The sequence below is a fragment of the Bacillus sp. FSL K6-4563 genome, assembly GCF_038630405.1.
GTDB lineage: Bacteria > Bacillota > Bacilli > Bacillales > Bacillaceae > Bacillus > Bacillus pumilus.
The window spans coordinates 2,838,232-2,861,461 of record NZ_CP152030.1 but is presented as its reverse complement, the minus strand read 5'-3'; the positions used below and the strand labels follow the sequence as shown (position 1 = coordinate 2,861,461).

General features: G+C 41.2%; 24 protein-coding genes. 9 read left to right on the top strand and 15 right to left on the bottom strand.

The window, feature by feature from the left end:
• Positions 1–200: 200 nt before the first annotated feature.
• Positions 201–410, top strand: a complete 210-nt coding sequence (locus MHH54_RS14600) for a hypothetical protein (RefSeq protein WP_003213300.1) — start codon at positions 201–203, stop codon at positions 408–410.
• A 74-nt stretch (positions 411–484) separates the two neighbouring features.
• Here the strand turns inward: MHH54_RS14600 and MHH54_RS14595 are convergent, their stop codons facing one another.
• The 7 genes from MHH54_RS14595 to malK form a co-directional block, all read right to left on the bottom strand.
• A complete protein-coding gene (locus tag MHH54_RS14595) occupies positions 485–1,822 on the bottom strand; it encodes a 2-hydroxycarboxylate transporter family protein (protein WP_003213451.1) in 1,338 nt (445 codons plus the stop codon).
• A gap of 175 nt (positions 1,823–1,997) precedes the next feature.
• On the bottom strand, positions 1,998–2,957 hold the full coding sequence (locus MHH54_RS14590) for an ABC transporter permease (RefSeq protein ID WP_003213713.1): 960 nt from the start codon (positions 2,955–2,957) through the stop codon (positions 1,998–2,000).
• Positions 2,958–4,004 (bottom strand): ABC transporter permease, encoded by a 1,047-nt coding sequence (locus MHH54_RS14585; RefSeq protein WP_003212654.1) that lies wholly within the window; start codon positions 4,002–4,004, stop codon positions 2,958–2,960.
• Complete coding sequence (locus tag MHH54_RS14580; RefSeq protein ID WP_106029257.1) at positions 3,997–5,532, bottom strand: ABC transporter ATP-binding protein; 1,536 nt, start codon at positions 5,530–5,532, stop codon at positions 3,997–3,999. The genes MHH54_RS14585 and MHH54_RS14580 overlap by 8 nt, the downstream gene beginning before the upstream one ends.
• Before the next feature lie 159 nt (positions 5,533–5,691).
• Positions 5,692–6,774: a BMP family protein gene (locus tag MHH54_RS14575; protein ID WP_044140813.1), complete on the bottom strand. Its 1,083-nt coding sequence runs from the start codon at positions 6,772–6,774 to the stop codon at positions 5,692–5,694.
• A gap of 394 nt (positions 6,775–7,168) precedes the next feature.
• Entirely contained in the window at positions 7,169–7,876 is a 708-nt protein-coding gene (locus tag MHH54_RS14570; RefSeq protein WP_106029256.1) for a response regulator, read from the bottom strand.
• Positions 7,869–9,470: a malate sensor histidine kinase MalK gene (gene malK / locus MHH54_RS14565; RefSeq protein ID WP_342500368.1), complete on the bottom strand. Its 1,602-nt coding sequence runs from the start codon at positions 9,468–9,470 to the stop codon at positions 7,869–7,871. The genes MHH54_RS14570 and malK overlap by 8 nt, the downstream gene beginning before the upstream one ends.
• A gap of 185 nt (positions 9,471–9,655) precedes the next feature.
• On the opposite strand from malK, the gene MHH54_RS14560 reads away from it, so the two are divergent.
• The gene (locus tag MHH54_RS14560; RefSeq protein ID WP_003212871.1) at positions 9,656–10,213 is read left to right on the top strand and encodes a YufK family protein; all 558 of its coding nucleotides are present in this window, start codon (positions 9,656–9,658) and stop codon (positions 10,211–10,213) included.
• Positions 10,214–10,255: 42 nt separating this feature from the next.
• On the opposite strand, the gene MHH54_RS14555 is transcribed toward MHH54_RS14560, so the two are convergent.
• The 3 genes from MHH54_RS14555 to MHH54_RS14545 form a co-directional block, all read right to left on the bottom strand.
• The gene (locus MHH54_RS14555; RefSeq protein ID WP_003213597.1) at positions 10,256–10,666 is read right to left on the bottom strand and encodes a thiol-disulfide oxidoreductase DCC family protein; all 411 of its coding nucleotides are present in this window, start codon (positions 10,664–10,666) and stop codon (positions 10,256–10,258) included.
• Positions 10,667–10,684: 18 nt separating this feature from the next.
• The gene (locus tag MHH54_RS14550) at positions 10,685–12,586 is read right to left on the bottom strand and encodes a transglycosylase domain-containing protein (RefSeq protein WP_003212628.1); all 1,902 of its coding nucleotides are present in this window, start codon (positions 12,584–12,586) and stop codon (positions 10,685–10,687) included.
• A gap of 108 nt (positions 12,587–12,694) precedes the next feature.
• Positions 12,695–13,873, bottom strand: a complete 1,179-nt coding sequence (locus MHH54_RS14545; protein WP_249118190.1) for an MFS transporter — start codon at positions 13,871–13,873, stop codon at positions 12,695–12,697.
• Between the two features lie 218 nt (positions 13,874–14,091).
• Between MHH54_RS14545 and kapD the strand changes: the two genes are divergently transcribed.
• Positions 14,092–14,709 (top strand): 3'-5' exonuclease KapD, encoded by a 618-nt coding sequence (kapD, locus tag MHH54_RS14540; protein WP_342500367.1) that lies wholly within the window; start codon positions 14,092–14,094, stop codon positions 14,707–14,709.
• On the opposite strand, the gene MHH54_RS14535 is transcribed toward kapD, so the two are convergent.
• The gene (locus MHH54_RS14535; RefSeq protein WP_003213196.1) at positions 14,706–15,098 is read right to left on the bottom strand and encodes a kinase-associated lipoprotein B; all 393 of its coding nucleotides are present in this window, start codon (positions 15,096–15,098) and stop codon (positions 14,706–14,708) included. The two genes, kapD and MHH54_RS14535, sit on opposite strands and share 4 nt — an antisense overlap.
• A gap of 90 nt (positions 15,099–15,188) precedes the next feature.
• On the opposite strand from MHH54_RS14535, the gene MHH54_RS14530 reads away from it, so the two are divergent.
• On the top strand, positions 15,189–15,368 hold the full coding sequence (locus tag MHH54_RS14530; protein ID WP_003213469.1) for a hypothetical protein: 180 nt from the start codon (positions 15,189–15,191) through the stop codon (positions 15,366–15,368).
• Here the strand turns inward: MHH54_RS14530 and MHH54_RS14525 are convergent, their stop codons facing one another.
• On the bottom strand, positions 15,369–16,661 hold the full coding sequence (locus MHH54_RS14525; protein WP_044140803.1) for a sensor histidine kinase: 1,293 nt from the start codon (positions 16,659–16,661) through the stop codon (positions 15,369–15,371). It lies immediately after the preceding gene.
• A gap of 133 nt (positions 16,662–16,794) precedes the next feature.
• Positions 16,795–17,970: a MalY/PatB family protein gene (locus MHH54_RS14520; protein ID WP_003213773.1), complete on the bottom strand. Its 1,176-nt coding sequence runs from the start codon at positions 17,968–17,970 to the stop codon at positions 16,795–16,797.
• 83 nt (positions 17,971–18,053) lie between these two features.
• On the opposite strand from MHH54_RS14520, the gene MHH54_RS14515 reads away from it, so the two are divergent.
• The gene (locus MHH54_RS14515) at positions 18,054–18,314 is read left to right on the top strand and encodes a YugE family protein (RefSeq protein WP_003213422.1); all 261 of its coding nucleotides are present in this window, start codon (positions 18,054–18,056) and stop codon (positions 18,312–18,314) included.
• Here the strand turns inward: MHH54_RS14515 and MHH54_RS14510 are convergent.
• Positions 18,311–19,135 (bottom strand): alpha/beta hydrolase, encoded by an 825-nt coding sequence (locus MHH54_RS14510; RefSeq protein WP_003213663.1) that lies wholly within the window; start codon positions 19,133–19,135, stop codon positions 18,311–18,313. The genes MHH54_RS14515 and MHH54_RS14510 overlap by 4 nt on opposite strands.
• Before the next feature lie 174 nt (positions 19,136–19,309).
• On the opposite strand from MHH54_RS14510, the gene MHH54_RS14505 reads away from it, so the two are divergent.
• The 3 genes from MHH54_RS14505 to yugI all read left to right on the top strand — a co-directional run bounded on the left by MHH54_RS14505 (position 19,310) and on the right by yugI (position 21,595).
• Positions 19,310–19,810 (top strand): Lrp/AsnC family transcriptional regulator, encoded by a 501-nt coding sequence (locus MHH54_RS14505; RefSeq protein ID WP_003213765.1) that lies wholly within the window; start codon positions 19,310–19,312, stop codon positions 19,808–19,810.
• Positions 19,811–21,004 carry an aminotransferase gene (locus tag MHH54_RS14500; RefSeq protein WP_003213272.1) on the top strand — a complete coding sequence of 398 codons (1,194 nt, stop codon included), beginning with the start codon at positions 19,811–19,813 and terminating at the stop codon, positions 21,002–21,004. It abuts the gene before it with no gap.
• Positions 21,005–21,202: 198 nt separating this feature from the next.
• Positions 21,203–21,595: a S1 domain-containing post-transcriptional regulator GSP13 gene (gene yugI / locus MHH54_RS14495; protein ID WP_003213420.1), complete on the top strand. Its 393-nt coding sequence runs from the start codon at positions 21,203–21,205 to the stop codon at positions 21,593–21,595.
• A gap of 68 nt (positions 21,596–21,663) precedes the next feature.
• Here the strand turns inward: yugI and MHH54_RS14490 are convergent, their stop codons facing one another.
• On the bottom strand, positions 21,664–21,900 hold the full coding sequence (locus MHH54_RS14490; protein WP_003212952.1) for a DUF378 domain-containing protein: 237 nt from the start codon (positions 21,898–21,900) through the stop codon (positions 21,664–21,666).
• 144 nt (positions 21,901–22,044) lie between these two features.
• Here MHH54_RS14490 and MHH54_RS14485 point away from each other — a divergent pair, with 144 nt between their 5' ends.
• Positions 22,045–23,208, top strand: coding sequence for an iron-containing alcohol dehydrogenase (locus tag MHH54_RS14485; RefSeq protein WP_050944032.1), 1,164 nt, complete (start codon positions 22,045–22,047; stop codon positions 23,206–23,208).
• The last annotated feature ends 22 nt before the right edge of the window (positions 23,209–23,230 follow it).

The following is a 23,230-nucleotide window of genomic DNA, read 5'->3' as shown; positions in this document are numbered from 1 at the left end:
TCAATATAAATTCACGTTCTAAAGAACTGGTAATTAAAATTATATCTTAAATACAGCCATAGTGCATTGGTTTGAAACGATTTCGAGCAAACTGTATTTGTTTTGGGTTCTTTTGACCACAAAAATAATTTTATCAAAAATGAAACTCATTGTATATTGTTTTGTTTTTCGTACATGCTTTTCTTAAAGGAGCTGATTAAATGAAACGAAAGATCGCCATCAGCTTAAGCATATTCTGCACGATTTTAGGAGGAGCATTCTTGATTGACCGAAATGATCAAAAAAGGTGGCAGGACGGCAGTGAATGGCCGCTATTTTCTGAGCACCTTTTCCGCATGAGCTATCAGGAAACTAAGCTGTATCCTTTTCAGCCTAGGGAATATTTACGAATTGTATTAGCTGATGAATAAAATCATATAGGATAAAAGAAATATAAAAAAGCATGTGCCTATGAGAGGGCACATGCTTTTGATGTTTCAATGTTTTAAGTAAACATTCTAAGTAAGATTGTTGCGCAGATCACAGTTGCTGCTCCGCCAAGACGTGTAGATACTTGTGCGAAAGGCATGAGACCCATTCTTCCAGAAGCTGAAAGGATCGCAACGTCACCAGTACCGCCAAGTCCGCTGTGACAGCCTGTCACAATCGCAGATTCTACAGGGTACATGTTCATCAATTTCCCAACGAAGTAACCAGAACCCACCATTCCAAGAACGACAGCGATACATACACAAACGAATGGAATAGAAATCACTGTTGCTACATCATCAAGTGGAATGTATAGAATCCCTAGACCGACCATAAGCGGCCATGTAAAGCTTCTTGATACAAACTTGTAGAACTGCTGTGAGCCATCTTGCAGATGCTGAGGCATCACGTTTAAGTATTTGATTAAAGCGGCAAGAACAATCATTAAGATTGGACCTGGAATATGAACAAAGCTTTCTAATAAACCACCAAAAATGAACGTTGTACAAGCCACGAGTACACCAGCACCCATTAACCCAAAATCAACTTTTGGATCCATATCAGGCTGTTCAAAAATTTCATTTGCCTCTTTAGATTTTACAAGACGACCATTCCCGTTTAGTTCAGGACGTTTTTCACCAAGCTTCTTCATTGCGCCAGCACAGATAATGGCAATGACGTTCCCAATGACGGCAGCAGGAATTAATTGAGAGATTAATGACTCTGCTGATACACCAAGAATTTGTGAATAAGCAATAGATAATGGCAAAATCCCTTCTCCAACACCACCGGCAATAATCGGAACAATAATAAAGAAGAACGAATGATGCGGTGTGTAACCAACTAAAAGACCAACAAGAATTCCGGCAGTCACAGCTGCAATTGTACCTGCAACAAGAGGAACAAACATACGAATAAGGCCTTGTACTAAAACAGTTCGCTGCATCCCAAGAATACTACCTACTACAAGAGCAGAAATATAGAAGTAAAGGAAGTTCGACGTCTTCATAAGAGACGTAACCGCTTCCAACGAGTTCGGATTCAGAACATGAAAAAAGACCAGGAACGATGGTACGAATAAAGAAAGAATCGCCGGTCCACCAATATCTTTTAATATCGGAATACGTTGTCCTATATCTCCAAGGAAAATCCCCAAAATCATAATAACAGCGAAACCACCAAGCATATTTGCTGGAATTTTATTAAAATAAGCGGCAGTTAAAATAATCGCTGCAAGTACTAAATACACAGGTAAGTCAATAACACCAATTTTCCAAGACATGATCTTACGGAAAACGCTTTTATTATTGTCAGAATCGTCTGTAATCGATTTCAATTGTTGTGTATTAGCCACATAAACACCCCCAAATGCTATTTGTCTCAATTGTAGAAGATTCTGTGACACTCATCTATTTATTAAACTAAATTAAGTGTAATAAAAGTAAAATAAACAGGAGTTTTTATGTTTTTATCATACAAAAATCCCCTGAAGGTAGTTTATCCTTCAGGGGATTGATCATGCATCGTTATTATCGTTTTCCTTTTAAATAAGGTGTCCCAAGTGCTTTCGGTGCATCTGCTCGGCCGATGAAGCCAGTGAGTGCTAGGATGGTCAGCACATATGGTGCAATGAGCATATACACGTTCGGTATATCTTGGAAGAGCGGCAGGAGAGAGCCAATAATGCTTAAACTTTGAGCAAATCCAAAGAATAAAGCAGCGCCCATTGCGCCGAATGGGTGCCATTTACCGAAGACAAGTGCAGCTAGTGCGATGAAGCCTTGTCCAGTAATGGTTGCATGTGAGAAATCAAGAGCGATGGTTGACGCATAAACAGCTCCGCCAAGACCACCAAACAGTCCACTAATAAAGACACCGATATAGCGCATCCGGTACACTTTGATTCCCATTGTATCAGCAGCCATTGGATGTTCTCCGACTGCACGAAGACGAAGACCAAACGGCATTTTAAATAAAACAAACCAAGCAACAACCGCAAGCGCTAATGCGAGTATGGACGTATAATAAACATCTTTAAAGAAGATATCGCCAATTATCGGAATGTCACTTAAAAGGGGAATATCACCTTTATAGAAAGGCTCTGTAATTTTATCTGTTTGAGCTTTCCCGTAAATGAGTTTCACGACAAACAGCGTAGCGCCAAGTGCCAGCATGTTAATCGCAACACCACTGACCGTTTGATCTGCACGGAATGTAATGGTCGCAACTGCATGAATGAGAGAGAACAATCCGCCAATCGCCATTCCAACGAGGAGCCCAAGCCACGGGGTCAAGGCGCCAAATGTATCAGCAAAAAACAAGTTAAAGATAATACTGGAAAATGCTCCGACGACCATCAAACCTTCAAGACCGATATTCACAACACCTGATCTTTCTGAAAAGACGCCTCCAAGAGCGGTTAAAATAAGTGGTGCAGCATAGACAAGTGTTGCTGGGACGATGATTTCAAGAATTTGCAGAAATCCCACTTATTTCCCCCCCTTTTTCTTCATTTGGTTCATCACAAGACGGATAATATAGCTTGAGGCGACGAAAAGAATAATGATCGCAATGACAATATCAACGACCTCAGTTGGTACGCCAGATTCAAGTGGCATATTTAAAGCGCCGACCTTCAATCCACCAAGCAGCAGTGCAGCAAGAACTACACCAACAGCAGTATTTCCACCTAATAAAGCGACGGCGATTCCGTCAAAACCTACACCGGTAAACGAGCCTTTAATTGATGCATATTCAAATGTACCAAGACCTTCCATTGCGCCTGCAAGACCTGCAAAAGCACCTGAAATGAGCATCGCATAAATGATATTGCGGCGAACATTCATACCGGCATAATGGGATGCCTGCTGGTTCATTCCAACAGCCCGCAATTCAAAGCCTTTAGAGGTTTTTTGAATAATGACCCACATCACGACCGCAGCTATAATGGCAACAAAAATACCATTATGCATCCGGGAGAAATCGGTGATTTGTTCAAAGAAACCAGAGCGAAGCGAGGCAGTGGCATCGATTTTTTCTGTTTTATCTTTATTATTTGTTAAGACATTTGAAATCAAATAGTTCGTCACATGAAGGGCAATGTAGTTCATCATGATCGTGACAATCACTTCATGAACATAAAAACGAGCCTTTAAAAACCCAGGAATAAAGCCCCATAATGCACCAGCAGCAGCTGCGGTGATGAGTGCAAGTGGCAGATGGATGTACATAGGTGCATGGACAGTTGTACCGATCCATACAGCAGCTACCCAGCCAATCAGCATTTGACCTTCTACACCGATATTAAAGAGACCTGTCCGAAATGCAAAAGCAACAGCAAGCCCTGATAAAATGTAAGGTGTCACTTGTCTGATGGTTTCTCCCATATAATAGGTTTCACCGAAGACGCCATTCCAAAGGGCGCCATAGCCTTCGATGACACTATAACCGCTTGCCAGCATAATAATGGCCCCAACAAAAAGACCAAGTACAATGGCTATAAGCGGAATAAGCAGATTTGTTAAGCGATTAGACATTTGCTTCTTTCCCCACTTCCTGTTGCGTACTTCCAGCCATTAATAGACCAAGCTCTTGCTCTGTTGTTTCTTTTGGATCAACGATGGCAATAATGCTACCTTCGAATATAACAGCAATCTTATCACTGACATTCATAATTTCATCAAGCTCAAATGAGATGAGGAGGACGGCTTTGCCTGTGTCCCTTTGCTCAATGAGGCGCTTATGAACAAATTCAATCGCACCAACATCAAGTCCACGTGTCGGTTGAGCGGCAATTAATAAATCGGGATTGCGGTCAACTTCACGGCCAATAATGGCTTTTTGCTGATTCCCGCCTGACAGGGCGCGTGCCTCTGTATATTCACTCGGTGTTCTTACGTCATACTCGGCAATGATTTGCTTTGCCTTTTGGTATATATTTTTCATATTCATCAAGCCAAATTTTGAGTATGGACGCTGGTAATACGTTTGTAACGAAATATTCTCTCCTATTGAAAAATCAAGCACCAGTCCGTGTTTATGACGGTCTTGAGGAATGTGTCCAATTCCAGATTCGGTCACCTTACGAGGCGGAAGATTTTGAATGGCTTTCCCGTTTAGCATGATCGTGCCAGATTCTGATTTTTTTAGACCAGTAATGGCTTCAATCAATTCAGATTGACCATTGCCATCGACTCCAGCAATACCGACAATTTCTCCAGACTTAACTGAGAGGTTGAGATGTTTGACCGCTTCAATTCCTCGTGCATCTTTTACCGTAAGATCCTGAATTTGAAGCACTTCTTCAGCAGGAGATGCTTCTTTTTTGTCTGTTTTAAATGAAACTTCACGGCCGACCATCAGGCTTGCAAGCTCATCTTTGTTTGTGCTTTCCACATCAAGTGTACGAATGCCTTGGCCTTTTCGGATAATGGTGACGCGGTGACAGGCATCCATAATTTCTTTCAGCTTATGGGTAATTAAAATAATGGATTTGCCTTCATTGATTAAGTTTTTCATAATTTGTATGAGTTCTTTAATTTCTTGAGGTGTTAAGACGGCTGTTGGTTCGTCGAAGATCAAAATATCAGCGCCGCGGTAAAGAGTTTTTAAAATTTCTGCACGCTGCTGCATGCCAACAGAGATGTCAGATACTTTGGCGGCAGGGTCTATTTTTAAACCATAGCGGTCAGAAAGCTCTTGTACTTGCTGTATGGCTTGTTCTTTGTCGATCTTTCCAAATTTCTTGGGCTCTTTTCCTAAAATGATGTTTTCAGCGACGGTGAAGGTATCGACAAGCATAAAGTGCTGATGCACCATACCGATGCCTAAATCACTAGCATCATTCGGGCTAGAGATGGTCACAGGTTTTCCGTGAACCTTGATTTCACCTTTTTCAGGCTGGTAAAGACCGAAAAGCACGTTCATGAGCGTTGATTTTCCAGCGCCGTTTTCACCAAGCAGCGCATGAATTTCGCCCTTTTTCAGCTGCAACGTAATGTTATCGTTTGCTACAATGCCAGGGAATTCTTTGCGTATATTCAACATTTCAATGACATAATCCACAGGTTTAACCGCTCCTTTTTTAGGGTGCTGATGAAGATAAAAACTAGCAAAAGAAAAGCTGCAAAACGAGGCTGCAGCTTTTCTTTTACCACCTTTTACGAATAAAGAGGAGGTAAAGGAGAAACAAGGGGATAAGGCGCGCTTATCCCGATGTTCAAATTAAGCTTTAAAATCTTTTAGTTCATCACGTGTTGCAGGGATTTTAATTTCGCCCTTGATGATTTTTTGTTTCCATTCTTCTACTTTCTTCAATACATCTTTATTAAGGTTGTCCTGAGATGGAGAAATGTCAAGAGCGCCTTCTTTCAGACCATATGTGATCACTTCGCCGCCAGGGAACTTACCTTCTTTAGCTTTCGTTGTTAAGTCTTGTACCGCTTTGTCTACTTTCTTAACCATAGAAGTAAGGGTGACACTTTGTTTTGTTCCAGGTACTTTTCCTTCGTCATACTGGTCTTTATCTACACCGATGACCCAAACTTTACGGTTAGGATCCGCTTTTTTCAGGTTTTTCGCTTCTGTGAAAACACCAGTTCCAGTGCCGCCAGCAGCATGATAAATGATGTCGACGCCGGATTTGTACATGCTTTCAGCTGTTGCTTTCCCGATGTCTGCCTTATCGAATGCACCAGCATATTTCACTTCAACTTTTGCTTTCGGGTTAGCTGCTTCAACGCCTGCACGGAAACCAACTTCGAATTTTCTGACTAATTCAGAATCAACGCCGCCAACAAAACCAATTTTATTTGATTTTGTAGAAAGAGCAGCCGCAACACCCACAAGGAATGATCCTTCATTTTCGTTGAACACAATGCTGGCTACGTTGTCTTTTTTCACGACAGCATCAACGATGGCAAAGTGGTTTTTCTTACGCTGATCTGCAATTTCACTAATAGAATCTTGCATTAAGAAACCAATTCCGTAAATAAGGTCGAATTTCTCACGAGCAAGTGTGTTTAAGTTTGTTGTATAGTCAGCGTCTGATTTAGATTGTAAGTAATCAAAGCCGTTTTTACCTTTTTTTAGATTGTTGTCTTTTCCAAATGCTTGTAAACCTTCCCAAGCTGATTGGTTAAACGATTTGTCATCGACACCACCGACATCAGTTACCATTGCAACAGTGAATTGATCTTTATCTTTTTTGCTTTCACCGCTGTTTGAGCCAGAGTTGCCGCATGCTCCAAGGATGGTTCCTGCTGCTACGACTAAGGACAATGCTAGTCCAATTTTGCGCTTCTTCAAAACATAACCCCCTATAAAATTTAAAAGTTTCAGAAAAGTCTCGCGAAAAAAGACCGACCTATCTCTTCTCACCCTTCTGAATAGGGTATTTTATCCTGCTTTCTCCTGAAACTTATGGAGGACAGGAGAGAAGATGTAAGACATCAGACTTATATCTCGTTGAACTAATCAATCATAATTTATCATTTCCAATCCAATAAATAAATAGAAATTTGTTTTATTTTAAAAAAAATGTTAAAAGGCTAAATTCGATGTCTTTTTATGTGCTGAAATATGATATAATGCCGCTTTTGTGATGTGATCTACTACAGTGGAACCACTGATATCAAGGGGTTTGTCACATCGTGTTCCATAAAAAAACATCTGGCCTCTGTATAAGGTCAGATGTGTAAAATTATAGATATTGCTGAATTAAATTCATATTTGTTGTACTGAGTTTATATTGGAAAACAGGGCGTCCAATTGTCCCGTATGCCATTTCAACATCAACTACTTCGATGTCCTCAAGGAATTTCAAGTATTTTCTAATAGAGACTTGAGAGATTTCTGTATGATTCGCTAGGTCTTCGGTCGTGAAAGCCTGATGACCGAATGATTGAATACTTGTCCAGATGAGTTTGAGTGTGCTTTTGGTCAGGCCTTTTGGCAGAAGGACTTTTTCCGTCTCTGCTTTTTTATGAAAGAGTTTCGCATCTAAATCATTTTGCGAGATGCTGTTCATCGTTTGGTACAAGGCGTGTTTTCGTTTATATTCTGAGAGCGCTGATTGGAAACGTTCAAATTCAAACGGCTTGATCAAATAATCAACAGCCCCGTTTCGCATCGTTTGCTGGATCACGTCGACTTCATTGGCAGCTGAAATGACAATGACATCAACCGAATGATTTTGCTTGCGAATTTCTGATAATAGGGCAAGGCCATTTTGTCCAGGCATATAAATATCGAGCAGTACAAGGTGAATGGTTTCTGTTTTTAAGATGTCCAGTGCCTGCTGAAAAGAGGTGGCAATCCCTTTTAATTCAAAGCCGTCGATTTGGGTCAGGTAGCGTTTGTTCAGCTCCCCAACCATTGGGTCGTCTTCTACTATTAACACATTAATCATGTGAATCCTCCTTTTGTTTATACGGAATACGGAGACTAAAGGTCGTTCCTTCTCCTTTTTCACTCGTGACAATCAGATGACCGTTCAATTTTTTGATGCTTTGATCAACGAAGTAGAGACCGAATCCTCTGTCTTCTCCTTTAGTTGAAAAGCCTTGATCAAACATGATGTCTTGTTCTTTTTTTGTGAGACCAACACCTGTGTCTGTAATTTCAATATGAAGCTGCTCCTGAACGTATCGGAATGAGATCGAGATGTTTTTCGTCTCAGTATGAGAAACAGCATCGAGTGCGTTATTTAACAGGTTGCCAATGACGGTAATGAGATCATGCGTCACTGCCGGGTCCTCTGAATTTGGGACTTGTGTGCTGCATATGACTTCTAAGGTCGCGCCTTGTTCCCTGATATAGCTTTGTTTTCCTAGTAAGAATCCTGCTAAAACAGAGTTTTTCACATGGTTGATGATTTCATTTGTTTCCGTCTGCTGATAGATCGCAATATCTTTGATATAAGTGCCAAGGTCATCGTAGTTTTTGAGCTGAACCAATCCTAAAATGACATGAAGCTTGTTCATAAATTCATGTGACTGGGCACGGAGGGCATTTGCATACATTTTGACTCCGCTCAGCTGCTCAGCCAAGTGTTTGACTTCTGTTTTGTCACGGAAGGTGGCGATTGCTCCAACGATCTCGCCCTTTACCGTAATCGGGACTTCGTTAAATACGAGCTCCAGTCCGTTCATTCTCACGTCGCGGTCAAGCAGCGGCTTGCGTGTTTCAATGACTTGCTTTAGACCGCTTGAAGGGAGGAGCACCTGAACATCTTGTTCTCTAGGATCAACCATAATGCCCATATTATGAAAGAGTCGTTTCGCTTCAGCATTGGCGAGCTTGATTTTACCGTGCTGATCGACGGCAAGAATCCCTTCTTTTGTTGATTCTAGCATGGCGCTTCGTTCTTTTAATAATGTAGCAATCTCATCTGGCTCTAGTCCAAACATAATTTTCTTCACTTTTCTTGCCACAATGAGTGCTCCAATGATACCAGAAAGAAGACTAAGCGATATGACGAAGTAGAGTGGAAGTAAGCTTTGATGAATAATCAAGTCAATTTCCTTTAACGTAATCCCTACTGCCACAGCCCCGAGCTGCTTCCCATTTTGATCATAAACCGGAACAAAAGCACGCATGGATCTGCCAAGTGTTCCAGAAGCCGTACTAATATGCTCTTTACCCTGTAATGCTAGTTTTTCATCACCGCCAGCAAACCGCTTTCCGATCTTCTGCGGATTTGGATGGGTTTTGCGAATGCCGTTCATATCCATCACGACAACGAATTCGGTTTTGGTGATTCGCTGAACACTTGTTGTATATTGACGCAGTGCTGAATACGATTGATTTTCTTCTAATGATTTCGCTGTGATTGGAGCCTCTGCGACCATTTTGGCAGTGGAGAGGGCGATGTCACGTTCCTGCTGATGAATGTTTTTAGCTGTTTCTGACCAGATCGTAAAGAAAGTGATACAAAGGGAGATCAGGACAACGATACAAACAAAAATCGTCAGTCGTGTTTGCAATCTTAATGTTTTTTTCACGAGTATACCCCTAACGCACGATTTTTTCGTAATAGTAATACTTTAACGGGAAAATGTAAGTTTGTGAAGGAATGTACGTGCAAAATCACAAATTTGATTTTGCTACCAGTTTACTTTGAAAGCATCTTGTCAATCCGTTTTAAGTGAGCCATAATAAATGTGAGCTTATGAGAAAGGATCTATTTATGAAAAATACATATTTGACTGGATATTTTCCGCTGATTTCGATTTTACTATTCAGCTCTGCTTTTTCGATTTTCACAGTAGGGATTATGACTGATTTCTTGACTCAAGCAGGTATTTTAAAAGGAATGCTGGAATTCTTCTCGGAACAGGGCATCCGGCTTGCTCTTTTTGCTGCTTTTGCACTTGTTTATTTTATGATTTTATCTGCCTTGAAACTGATTGCAGATACGGTGTTAGAGCTGGCGCTACTCTTTTTCGCGAAAGATCCTGAAGGAGAGAACTTAAAGAAAATTCGGATTGCATCCGTTGTTTATTTATTTGCCAGCTTGCTTGCATTTCTGCTGACGCAGCAGCTGATTTTGCTTGTCGGACTATTTGTTTTAGCAGGTCTTGTTTATTTTATCTGGGTAGTAGTCCGCATTTATCAATCGCTTTCCATGCTGAATTTAATTGGATTTATGATGTTTATTTTGCTGTTTTGGGCCACGTTTTTAATCGGCATTTTGTACTTATTTATTAAGCTTTATAACAGTGTTATGGCAAGTCTGCCTTCATAAACAGACAAAGAAAGCATCCTCCGATAGTGGAGGATGCTTTTTTTATGATAGAAACCGTTTTTGAATATCAGGTGTAGGCATCATACAAGATGTTTTTTGACCGAACCATTTGTAGCGATTTTTCGCTATCCGCTCATAAAACCAATCACGGATAGGGCGCGGAATGGCAAGGAATAAATAACTCCATCTGTAGATTCCTTTTAAATGCCGCGTGGCTTTTAAGATGCCTGTCGACTTCGTATAAAGGGTGCCTTTTTCAATATAAATGAATGAATTAAACTCATCTAAAGGCAAACCGTTTTCTTTTAAAATGCGCTGCCCTGTCTCTGATTGTAATGAAGCAAACATCATTCGCTCATTTGGATCACGCTTAATCACAAACTGAACAGCGCCGCTGCACACGTTGCAGACACCATCAAATAAAATCAAATGGGATGGATGTGTTGAATGCATTGCAATCAAACCTCCTGTTTACCTGGCGTATTGCATCGTATTTTTCCAAATACGTAAGTGCGGACTTGAGCTGTAAATAGATTCAACCGTTCCTCTATCTCTTCCAACCCATACACCCATTGTATATTGATCTGTCAGTCCAACAAACCAAATGTCTTTGTAGTCATTGGATGTTCCTGTTTTACCACCAATGTAAGGGGAACTGAAATTCGCTTTTTTCCCTGTTCCGCTTTTTACAACGGAGGCAAGCAGTTTACGCATGGTGTCATTTGTCCGCTGAGAATACACTTGCTTCGGTGACTCTTTCCACTTGTAAAGTGTCTTGCCGTTTAAGTCTGTCACCTTTGTGATCGAATGATTTTGCGTGTAAGCACCTTGGTTGCCAAAGACGGTATACGCATCTGTTATTTCTAGCGGCGAGAAGCCCTTCGTAAATCCGCCAAGTGCAGAAGGAAGGCGGTAATCATCCGCTACGATATGCTCGAATGAGAATTTCTCTAAATAGCTAAAGCCTTTTTTGACACCAACTGTATCTAGCATTCGGATCGCAGGGGTATTGTAAGAGTTTTTAAAGGCTGTTTCAAGTGTGACGGTTCCATACGTTTTATGATTATAGTTCTGCGGACAGTATCCGCTGCTACAAAACTTGCCGGCACTAATTTTGCTTGAAGCTGTTGCACCGGTTTGGTCGATGTAAGGACCATAGTCTAAAAGCGGCTTAATCGCAGAACCAGGCTGTCTTTGCGCTTGATAGGCGTAGTTGAAATCAAACTTTTTATAGTTCTTGCCTCCAGCAAGTGCGACAATTTGATGCGTTTCATGATTAATGACCGCTGATCCGCCTTCTACACCTTGGTAAGGTAGCTGCGCATTGAGCTGATAGACGGCTCGTTGCTGTAAGGAAGGATCAAGTGCTGTATAAATTTTGACCCCATCCTGAAGCAGGGCACTGACCTTTTCAGATAATTCTTTTTGAATGGCTTTTTTTGCTCCATCTGTTTTGGCCTTCTTCAAGCGTTTTGTAAAGCCTTCCTGATCTGACACAAGATCGGTAAATTCCTCATTGGCATATGTCACATAGTCAGGGTAAAGGTTTTTCTTTTCACTTAAGGACAGGTTGATTTTTTGTTTGATGGCTTTTTTGTATTGCTTTTTGGTGATGACGCCGTCTTTCTTTAAAATGCCAAGCAGTCGTTCTTGGCGTTTCTTTGTGTGTTTGAATTGCTTCAATGGGTCATACAGCGTTGGGTTGTTTGGAATCGCAGAGATAAATGCCATCTGTGCAAGCGTTAAAGAACTAAGTGGCTTATCAAAATAGTAATTAGCCGCAGAACCGACACCGTAAACACCATTACTGAAATAAATCGTATTTAAATAGCTTTCGAGTATTTCATCTTTCGAGAATTTCCGCTCTAATTCATAGGAATAGAGCAGCTCTGTAAACTTTCGGGTGAACGAACGTTCATGGCTTAAATATAAATTACGAGATAATTGCTGTGTGATCGTACTTGCGCCTTGGCTGATGCCATGGTTTTTCACATTTGAGGCAAGGGCACGAACAACTCCCATAAAGTCAATGCCTTTATGGTCATAAAAGTTACGGTCCTCTGAGCGGAGGAACAGCTCCTTCACATGATCAGGAATTTTATCATACGTGACGAACACTCGGTTTTCATCGTTTGATACGATTTCGGAGATGAGGGAACCATCCCGATCATACATATAACTGTTTTGGGAAAAATCTATCTTTTCCAGCTTGATTTTTTGATCAAGCACTTCGTTCACAGGCTTCACACTTGCAGCTTCTTCCTTTGATAGATAAAAAGTCAGAACAAATAATGGAATGAGGGCAGCAAGTAATAACCAACCAATCATTGCACGAAACATGAGGTCACTCACTTTCTTCAATTTTCTAGCCATATCGTACCATTCTTTTGCGAATACGAGAAGGTTATTTTTAGAAAAGAATGGGCTTGAAGTCTAGTGAATAAGGCTTCTACACAAGAAAAAAGAGTATCTGATGCTGGATCAGACACTCCTTTCTTTTGCCTTCGACTGTGAGCGGACTGCCCATAAAAATAATGCGCCAAATAGAAAAATGCCGGCGGTGACATAAAAGACAGCTGGAATCCCGTAATGACTCGCCACAATGCCGCCAATTACCGGACCGACAACATTCCCAAGAAAACGGAAGCTGACATTGTATCCAAGCACTTCCCCTTGCATAGAGGCAGGTGCTTTGATCCGAATATATGCCGTCGTACATGGAATAATCCCGCCAAGTGCCATCCCGTATAGAAAACGGAAAAGTACTAACATCGCATAGGAATCCGCCATTGCTTGCGGGATGAATAAAATAGAGGAGAGGATGAGAAGGGCAAGCAGCACCTTGTCGTGACCAATTCGATCTCCGAGATCTCCCCATTTTCGTGTAAAGAGCAGGTTGCCAAGCCCAGTTGCAGAGAACGCAAGACCTGCATAAAATGCGAGATTAACAGGACCGTGTAAATCATGAATGTATAAAGCCAAAAGTGGCTGAATGCTAAAGTTCCCTACTTGTGTAATAAACGTTAAAAGCATCGTGACGACAAGCAAAGGCTGTTTGAAAATATGAACGAGCACATCCTTCCGTGAGTAAGAAACGCGCCTCGCTTCTTTTGAACGGATGGGATGTTCTTTCACTCCGAAAATAATCACAATTGCTGACACATAAATGACAGCCGCTGTGAGGAAAAACGTATAAATAAATCCGACGCTGTCTGCCATGAATCCGCCCATTAATGGACCAAACAATCCTCCGGCGACATTACTCATCTGCATCGTTCCAAGGGTTTTACCTGCAGTTGCCTTTTCCGTCTGTGCAGAGATGAGTGCCATTGAAGTCGAGATAAAACCTGTGACAAGCCCCATGAAGAGCCGCAGGGCGAATAGCTGATAAACGGTTTGCACAAGCCCCATTAATAGAATACTTGTTGCGATCCCAATCCCGTTAATGAGCAAAATCTTTTTATAGCCATGCCGATCTCCAATCCGTCCCCAAATCGGAGAAATCAGAAAGGCCGTTAAAAACGTGACGCCAAAGACATAGCCGCTCCATCTTTGGACAAATTCATTTGAATAACTGCTATCAAGAGATTCTATGTAAAGTGATAAAAAAGGGACGATCATTGTAATGCTGGCAGATACAAAAAAGTTCACAAACCACATGATGTACAAGTTTTTCTTCCTGTTTGTGATAGAGACCACCTTCTTTATTTATTTCGTGTTCCTTAATAATTATAAAGGAAACTAAACGATCTTTCATCTGATGAATAGGTTGGGCATAGTGAATCTGCATTATTTTCAAGAAAATGAAGTGATTTCAAGGTCCGTCTTAATATAATGGTATCAGAATGAAAAACTGATGAAAAAGTGAGGTGAGACTGGTGGAACAGAAGACGGTGCTTGTGGTCGATTTTGAATTTACGATGCCTGATGGAAAGTATCATCCGCAAAATTTTTTTCCTGAAATTATTGAAGCTGGGGTAGTGAAAGCGGCAAGTGAAACGATCATAGACACGTTCTCTAGCTACGTCAAACCGAAAAAGTTCCCGAAGCTGACGAAGCGCTGTAAATCGTTCCTCGGTATTACGCAGCAGGATGTAGAGAGCGGAATTTCCTTTGAGGCATTTATCGAGAAGCTTGTGTCGCTAGATGGGGGAGAGGATTGTGAGATTATTACATGGGGCAATATGGACATGAAAGTGCTGAAGCAAAACTGTATGCTCAATCACATTGCCTTTCCTTTTAAGGGGAAGCTGAGGGACCTTGCCTTTGAATATAAAACCTTTTTTGGTGATCGCACACTGACAGGGCTTCGCAAGGCGGCAAAGGAATACGGCAGTGAAGGAGCTGGTAAGCATCATAAAGCACTAGATGATGCCATGACGACTTATCAGCTGTTAACCCTTTTTGAAAAAGACAGAGCCTATGTGGAAAATCCGCAAACAACCAAAATTGGTGAGCTGATCGATTTCTCACATTTTTTTGAATCGGCTGATTAGCGGGCGTCTTCTGGAAAATAATCTTTTTCGAGAGAAGATAGGCATGCTCTTGATTTTTCCGCCCATTTGGATTCATCCGCATGGAGCGCTTGTTTTAATTTTTCTACAGCTTCTTTTAGTGATACTTGATAATCTGGTATAACGCCATCATAAGGCTTCACCATATGATGAGGGATATTCGTCTGTTCACGATAGGCCAAAGCCCGTCTTTCTTGGAAAAAAGGCACGTCTGCTTCTTTTGGGTGATGCAGGTCGCCTTGAGTGGGATGTGTCAGAACGGCTTTTACTTGAACGAGATAGGCCGATGGTTTCACTGCTGTCACTTCCCCAATGTAAACACCTGTTTTATAAAATCCTTTCACAACTTGTCCAATTTGAATGTCTGTCATGTGAAATTCCTCCATTTCCTTCTCGTAGGAAGGTATTTCATTTCTTTTAGCCAATATAGTGAAGTAAACGAGCAAAAGGGGGAATGGCGAATGTTGTCGTTCATCGCACTCTTTCTACTGTATTTTCCTGAAGATAAAAGGGAGTACATCCCAGCGGCAATCACCACTGTGATTTTCTTTATGGCTGCATTTATTTGCTTTCGTCTGATCGTTCGTGCGTCTAAGAAGCAGGAGCGGATAGATGAAAAAAAGACAAAAAAAATGGATTGATCATTTTCTTCTTGTATCTTCAGGAAACTTCACGGTAACGGTTGTACCAGACTGCAGCGAGCTTTTGAAACGAATGGTTCCATGGTGATTTTCAATGATAGAAAATGTCACGGTCAGCCCAAGTCCAGTCCCTTTATTTTTCAATGTGTAATAGGGTTCGCCAAGCTTTTTCATTTGGCTTTCTGTCATTCCTACACCGTTATCTACGAAATAAATGCATATTTTATGATTTTCTTTTGAAGCAAAAAGTTCAATTTTCCCTTCGTGTTCTGGGGCTGCTTCAATCGCATTTTTGATTAAATTAATCATGACTTGCTTAATCTTCGTTTCATCACCTTGAATGTATAAGTCTGGTTCAATGGATTGATGAATCGTGACCGATTTGAAATTCGCATAGGATGTCATTAGTGATGCACATTCCTCGAGTAATTTAGATAGGTTGAGAGATTCAATTTGATAATAATTTTGTTTCGCAATGTCAAGATAACTCGTAATAATATCCTGCGCCCTGTCTAACTCGGACAGAACGAGATTTTTATAATCTTTATTGGTTGACGTCTCTTTTGTATTGTCACTAGAAAAGAGCAATTGGATAAAGCCTCTCACCACTGTCAGCGGATTACGTACTTCATGGGCAACGCTTGCAGCGAGTTCACTTACAATGGTCAGCTTTTCTGATTGGACGAGCTGTGTTCTCATTTGCGCATTTTCTTTCACGAATTCAATGGAATAGATACTTAGCACGAGAAAGAATATGTAGTAAAGAGTTGAGAAAAATAACTCAAGTAACTTCTGCTGCATAATAAAGGCCGGGCTGTATTCCATTAAGCTGACCGCAAATAGTCCAATGTAAATAAAGAATCCTTTGGATAAACCGATAAGCACTCCATACATCAGCTTTTTCAGCTTCGAATATTGACGCCATTTTCGGTAGAACAGAAATGGGATGAAAAAGTAAATCGGTACGACAATGAGTCCAACCCATAAAAAAGAGCCATACATCACGAATTTGACCATGGAACTTATCAAGATGGCGACGATCCCAGCTGTGTAGCCTCCGTATAAAATGGCAAGTACAAGAGGGATGGATTGAAGGCCAGTCTGCAAGTCTAAAATCGAACCAACTGGATACATAATACATAGTGCTGAAGAGATGGATGCGAATACTGTGATGAGCAGTTTATTCGTTTTTGGGAAATGAGCAGGGGTCCGGCTTAGCCATAGCGCGTGATATAAAAAGATTGGAAATAGAATAAAAGATACATGGAGCAGAAAATCCTTGAACATTTCCATTTAAATGCTCTCCTCGTAAATAATAGTAATTCCTCTCATTATATCATTTCATGTACAAAGTAGATATGATAAAAGGAGGGTTTTTTTCTTTAAAAAGAACACCCGTGAGGATGTTCTTTCGATCATATAGGTCTTAATCTGATGATTGCGTAAACGCTTGATGAAGGCGTTTCAATCCTTCTTTGACTGTTGAAGTAGGACAGCCGAGATTCATCCGAATAAAGCCGTCTCCTTCGAGTCCGTACACGTGACCAAGCTCTAGGATCACTTTGCCCTTTTTTAGCAAATTGCGTTTCAATTCCGCTTGACTGAATTGATAATCCCGAATGTCCAGCCATAATAAATAAGAAGCATCTGGTTTCATATAACGCATGTTTGGAAGATGTTCGTCAATATAGTCCATTGCCATTTTCATATTGCTTTCGAGATAAAGAACAAGTGCATCAAGCCACTCGTCGCCATGGCGGTAGGCTGCTTCCATCGCAGGGATCGCAAAAGCATTCAGTTTGGCCAGTCCGTTTCTTTGCATTTCATTGTTGAAAAGGGTTCTTTTTTCTTCATCGGAAATGATAATGGCAGATGCTTGGAGGCCAGCTAAATTAAATGTTTTACTTGGTGCAATGCACGTCACTGTGATATGTGCTATGTCGTCAGAAAGACTAGCAAATGGTACATGCTGCTTTCCGTATAGCATCAAATCAGAATGAATCTCATCTGAAACGACTGTGACACCGTGCTTGATACAGAGGTCTCCAACTTGCTTTAATTCCTCTTTTGACCACGCTCTTCCGGACGGATTATGCGGATGACAGAGGAACATGAGCTTCGATTCAGGTCTGCTTAATTTTTTCTCTAAATCATCAAAATCCATGACATAGCGGTTGTTTTCTATTTTTAAAGGATTGGTTGAGACTGTTCGTCCATTTTGTTCAATCATTTGATAAAAAGGTGTATACACAGGGGACTGTATGACGACTTCGTCACTTGGTTTTGTATAGGCTTGGACTGCAAAACTAAGTGCCGTGACAATTCCAGGTGTGAAGGTGACGTCTTCTGTCTGAATCGACCACCCGTGTCTTCTTTTGAGCCATTCTGCTACTGCCTGCTGCGTATCCTGATCTTGAAAGGCATAGCCAAATACGCCATGATCCAATCGCTTTTTTAATGCATCAAGGACGACCTGCGGCGCTTTAAAATCCATATCGGCTACCCACATTGGCAGCGCATCTGTTGTAAGGAATAAAGACTCTGCTTGATCCCATTTCACTGATTTTGAACCTTTACGTATGATCTGTTCGTCGAAATTCATGAAACCCACCTCTAGCCGTTTTTCAACCATTGTTGGTTGTGCTAAAATAAACATCACAAAATTTATTATAAGCGGTGATACCGATGAAAGATAGTCAAGCTGTAGAAGAGATGATTCAACTCATTAAGGCATGGGACCCTTTTCAATATGGGGAGGACTTTTATGAAACGGAGCCTGCTGACGTCATCAGTGCATTATACGACGCAGAAGACTCTTTATCTTTAGCAAAAGACATTCAAGCCATTTATCATCACTCATTTGAGCAGCTCCTGCCTTTTGAGAGCTGTCAACATATAGCGAATCAGCTTTTCGTCATACGAGACAGCAGCTCCTGCACACGCTAAGACAGGCTGAAATGTCCGATTTGATCAGACACAAAGACCGGATTTTCCTCAGGAACGAGGTGCCCGGTTTTTTTTAATGCGTGCAAGGTCGAGTTTGGCAGATCCTTGTGTAGCCTCTCTCCTATTTGGATGGGAACGATTCGATCTTCCTCACCCCAAATGAGCAGCACGGGTGTCTCCATTTTCTTTAGGACATCCGAGGTCAAATCCCCTTCCCGGTGCCGAATCAAGCGGAAAATCCCTCGGAAAATTTGATCATCAGAAAAAGGCTTTAAATATCCATCCACCATCTCTTGATCAATGATGGAATGATCATGCACAACAGCCGTTAAATTTTTCATGATGCCTTGCTTCAAGAGCTTTCTTTTAAGATAGAGATAAAAATAAGGAATATATGTGCTGTAAACAACTGATCTCTTTGATTTATTTAAATATCCTGAGCTGCACAAAAGGATCGCCTTTTCAAATAGGTCTGGCCGTTCAGATGCGGCATATAAAGCAATTTGGCCGCCCATCGAATGACCCACAAGGATCGCATGCTGAATCTGTAAGTAACCAGCTAGCTCGATAATGATCTTTGCCATGTTGCGATAGCTGTAAATAAACGTATTCGACTTCTCGGACTGTCCAAATGGCGGCAGATCGATCGCTATTAAATTGAAGTCTTGTTTCAGAAGCGGGATGAGCTTTCGATAGCTGAAGGTAGAAGAGAAAAGACCATGAATTAAGATCAATGTTTTCTTCCCCTGATTTGGATAGTGCTCGTAATAGATGTCTAAACCGAATTTACTTTTCATATAAGCTGGCTGAACAATGTCCATACTCATCACTCCGATACTTGATACTCTCTGTTAGGTGACTGTATTGTACCCTAAAAAGTGGATTTTAAGCTATGGTTAGCATCTTTTCCCTGCTTAGCATAATGGGAAAAACGTGCTATAATGTTCAGAAGATTTTTTAAAACTAGCTTTTTACAATCTGAGGTGTGAAATCAAATGAAACTAACAGAAAAAGAAACTGAAATATTAGAGATTTTAGATGAAAACAGCCGTGCCGATTTAAATACAATTGCAAAAATGGCAGGCGTGACAACAGAAGAAGCAGAAGCGATTATTCAAAAACTTGAAGATCAAAAAGTCATTATTGATTACTCAACCATGATTGACTGGCGTAAAGTAGATGGTCATGAAGGCGTCACAGCCATGATTGATGTCAAAGTGACACCAAAAAGAGGCGTCGGATTTGATGAAATTGCTGAACGTATTTATCGCTTTCAGGAAGTGGAGTCTGTCTATCTCATGTCAGGTGTTTACGATCTATCTGTTGTGATCCGCGGAAGATCTATGTCTGATATTGCCCGCTTCGTGTCTGAAAAATTATCGACACTTGATTCCGTTGTTTCAACAACTACCCACTTTATTTTGAAGAGATATAAACATGATGGGAAAGTGTTTGAAACAGGAGACGATGACAAAAGAATCGTGGTGTCACCTTAAATGAAAAAGTCTTATTTATCTGAAACGGTGCAAAGCATTCAGCCGTCAGGTATTCGGAAATTCTTTGATTTGGCAGCCACAATGGAAGGGGTCATTTCCCTTGGTGTTGGCGAGCCAGATTTCGTGACAGCTTGGAATGTCAGAGAAGCAAGTATTATGTCATTAGAACAAGGACTTACCTCTTATACGGCGAATGCAGGGTTATTATCTTTGCGAAAAGAATTGAGCAACTATTTATATAAGCGGTTTCACATTGACTACAGTCCTGAAGAAGAACTGATTATCACAGTTGGCGGAAGCCAGGCACTTGATTTGGCGTTTCGTGCGATTTTAAACAGCGGGGATGAAGTGATCATTCCAGAGCCTTGTTTCGTAGCATACGGGGCACTTACGACACTTGCAGGCGGAGTGCCTGTCTATTTAAGTACATCCGCTGAAAAAGATTTCAAAGCAGACTCTACGGATCTTCGCACGAAGCTGACGCCTAAGACAAAAGCGATCCTGCTTTGCTCACCGTCAAATCCAACTGGTTCTGTCTATTCAAAGGAAGAGCTTGAAGATATTGCTCAATTTGCAAAAGAGCATGACCTTCTCATTATCACAGATGAGATTTACGCAGAGCTGACGTACGATGAAGCTTTTACAAGCGTTGCGGCAATTCAAGATATGAAGGAAAGAACGATCCTCATTTCAGGCTTTTCAAAAGGGTTTGCTATGACTGGCTGGCGCTTAGGATATGTGGCAGCACCACCTGTACTGCGCGATGCCATGCTGAAAATACACCAATATTCTATGATGTGCGCGCCCTCTATGGCACAATATGCAGCAGAAGAAGCCTTGAAAAACGGGCTTGAAGATGTAGAGAAAATGAAGAAAAGCTACAGAAGGCGGCGAAATTTGTTTGTCGGCTCTTTGAATGAACTGGGGCTCACATGTCACCAGCCAAACGGTGCATTTTACGCTTTCCCGTCCATTAAAACGACGGGCATGACGTCAGAACAATTTGCTGAGGAGCTGCTCCTAAGTGAAAAAGTAGCCGTAGTCCCTGGTAATGTCTTCGGACCGAGTGGTGAAGGTCATATTCGTTGTTCATATGCTTCGTCTCTTGACCATCTTCAGGAATCACTTTCAAGAATCCAGCGCTTTTTGCAGGAACGACAAGTGAAAGAAGAAGCACCTGCTATCATCAAATAAAAAAAGGCATCAATCCATTAGGACCCATGCCTCTCAAATTAGGGGGGAATACTAGAAAGCATTCTTGTTTTCAGGTATTCCCCCTTTTGAACTGATCTAAACCCAATTAAAAAATATTTTGCGTAAAAGACCGTTCTGTGATATAGTTTTTAATTGCGTATAAACGAATATTAAAACATTTATTTAGGAGTTGTTATCATGGCGACAAAGTTTGAAGTAGGCAGTGTTTACACTGGTAAAGTAACAGGATTACAAGCGTATGGTGCGTTTGTTGCATTAGATGAAGAAACTCAAGGACTTGTGCATATTTCTGAAGTAACACATGGTTTCGTAAAAGACATCAACGAGCATCTTTCAATTGGTGACGAAGTTCAAGTGAAAGTTCTTTCTGTTGATGAAAAAGCTGGTAAAATCAGCCTTTCTATCCGTGCTACACAAGAAGCACCTGAAAGAAAAGAAAGCAAACCAAAGAAACAAAGACCACAGCAAGTGAAAGAAGAAGCTGCTACACCACAAGGTTTCAATACACTTAAAGATAAACTTGAAGAGTGGATTGAGCAATCTAACCGTAAAGATTTGATCAAGAAATAAAAAAAAGCACCGCTTCAAACGGTGCCTTTGGCTGCCTCGTATAGGCGGCCTTTTTTATGTCTTTTTGTTTAGCGAACCTCTGGATTCGGCTCGTCACGGCGAACAGCTTCTTCGCTTGGCTTGAACAATAGACCAAGGTTAACAAGACCTGCAATTCCAACAAGACCATAAATAATACGTGATAATGCAGAGCCTTGTCCGCCAAAGATCGCTGCTACTAAGTCAAATTGAAAAAAGCCGATTAGTCCCCAGTTAATAGCACCGATAATCGTGAGCACGAGGGCAATACGCTGAATAGCACTCATCGTGATTCCTCCTTTCGCTACAGCATCAATACATTTATATTTTGCAGATTTTTAGCCAAACTATGCGTAAGAAAATGGATTAAAGCAAATTACTTTACTTTTGGAATGATTGAGGCGCATAATGTAGCGCGAGGAGGAGATCAAATGGATCGATTTACTTATTGGAACCCAACGAAATTAATATTTGGAAAGGGAGAAGTTTCAGCCCTTTCAGATGAACTCAAACACTACGGAAAAAACGTATTACTTGTATATGGTGGAGGCAGTATTAAACGAAACGGCCTTTATGACCAAGTTGTCAGCATCCTAAAAGAATCAGGAGCTGCAATCACTGAACTTGCTGGTGTTGAGCCAAACCCGCGCTTAACAACGGTAAGAAAAGGGGTTGAGCTTTGCAAAGAGAACAACGTTGACTTTATTTTGGCAGTTGGCGGCGGCAGTGTTATTGATGCAACGAAAGCGATCGCAGCCGGAGCCAAGTACGATGGAGATGCTTGGGATATCGTGACGCGTAAGCATGTCCCAATGGAAGCAATTCCGTTCGGTACGGTGTTAACCCTTGCTGCAACAGGTTCTGAAATGAACTCTGGATCAGTGATCACAAACTGGGAAACAAATGAGAAATATGGCTGGGGAAGTCCAGCAGTTTTCCCTAAATTCTCTATTCTTGATCCAGTGAACACGTTCACTGTGCCAAAAAACCATACGATTTATGGCATGGTTGATATGATGTCTCACGTGTTCGAACAATATTTCCATCACACGGAAAATACACCTTATCAAGACCGTATGTGTGAAGGGCTTCTTCGTACGGTCATTGAAACAGCTCCGAAGCTGATCAACGATCTTGAGAACTATGAGCTGCGTGAAACGATCTTATTCACTGGGACCATTGCGCTCAATGGTATGCTGTCAATGGGAGCACGCGGTGACTGGGCATCTCACAACATCGAGCATGCGGTATCTGCTATCTATGATATCCCTCATGCAGGCGGACTTGCGATCTTGTTCCCGAACTGGATGAAGCATGTCATTCAGGAAAACCCAGGCCGCTTTAAACAATTAGCGGTACGCGTATTCGATGTGGATCCTGCGGGCAAAACAGACGAAGAAGTGGGCTTAGAAGGAATCGACAAATTGTCAGCTTTCTGGACAAGTCTTGGCGCACCGAACCGTTTAGCGGACTATGATATCAACGATGAGAAAATTGATTTAATCGCAGATCGTGCAATGGCACGCGGTGAATTTGGTCAATTTAAAAAGCTAAACAAAGAAGATGTTCTAGCTATTTTGAATGCTTCTTTATAATCAAACAAAAAAAAGATAATTG

Bases quoted from the DNA above. Each gene is read 5' to 3' on its own strand.
- MHH54_RS14560 (WP_003212871.1), top strand. From the start codon at position 9,656: ATGAAAAATACATATTTGACTGGATATTTTCCGCTGATTTCGATTTTA.
- MHH54_RS14525 (WP_044140803.1), bottom strand. From the start codon at position 16,661: ATGGAAATGTTCAAGGATTTTCTGCTCCATGTATCTTTTATTCTATTT.
- MHH54_RS14530 (WP_003213469.1), top strand. From the start codon at position 15,189: ATGTTGTCGTTCATCGCACTCTTTCTACTGTATTTTCCTGAAGATAAA.
- yugI (WP_003213420.1), top strand. From the start codon at position 21,203: ATGGCGACAAAGTTTGAAGTAGGCAGTGTTTACACTGGTAAAGTAACA.
- MHH54_RS14500 (WP_003213272.1), top strand. From the start codon at position 19,811: ATGAAAAAGTCTTATTTATCTGAAACGGTGCAAAGCATTCAGCCGTCA.
- MHH54_RS14555 (WP_003213597.1), bottom strand. From the start codon at position 10,666: ATGCATTCAACACATCCATCCCATTTGATTTTATTTGATGGTGTCTGC.
- MHH54_RS14515 (WP_003213422.1), top strand. From the start codon at position 18,054: ATGAAAGATAGTCAAGCTGTAGAAGAGATGATTCAACTCATTAAGGCA.
- MHH54_RS14505 (WP_003213765.1), top strand. From the start codon at position 19,310: ATGAAACTAACAGAAAAAGAAACTGAAATATTAGAGATTTTAGATGAA.
- MHH54_RS14535 (WP_003213196.1), bottom strand. From the start codon at position 15,098: ATGACAGACATTCAAATTGGACAAGTTGTGAAAGGATTTTATAAAACA.
- MHH54_RS14600 (WP_003213300.1), top strand. From the start codon at position 201: ATGAAACGAAAGATCGCCATCAGCTTAAGCATATTCTGCACGATTTTA.
- MHH54_RS14490 (WP_003212952.1), bottom strand. From the start codon at position 21,900: ATGAGTGCTATTCAGCGTATTGCCCTCGTGCTCACGATTATCGGTGCT.
- MHH54_RS14545 (WP_249118190.1), bottom strand. From the start codon at position 13,873: ATGTGGTTTGTGAACTTTTTTGTATCTGCCAGCATTACAATGATCGTC.
- MHH54_RS14570 (WP_106029256.1), bottom strand. From the start codon at position 7,876: ATGATTAATGTGTTAATAGTAGAAGACGACCCAATGGTTGGGGAGCTG.
- MHH54_RS14485 (WP_050944032.1), top strand. From the start codon at position 22,045: ATGGATCGATTTACTTATTGGAACCCAACGAAATTAATATTTGGAAAG.
- MHH54_RS14550 (WP_003212628.1), bottom strand. From the start codon at position 12,586: ATGGCTAGAAAATTGAAGAAAGTGAGTGACCTCATGTTTCGTGCAATG.
- MHH54_RS14520 (WP_003213773.1), bottom strand. From the start codon at position 17,970: ATGAATTTCGACGAACAGATCATACGTAAAGGTTCAAAATCAGTGAAA.
- MHH54_RS14585 (WP_003212654.1), bottom strand. From the start codon at position 4,004: ATGTCTAATCGCTTAACAAATCTGCTTATTCCGCTTATAGCCATTGTA.
- MHH54_RS14510 (WP_003213663.1), bottom strand. From the start codon at position 19,135: ATGGACATTGTTCAGCCAGCTTATATGAAAAGTAAATTCGGTTTAGAC.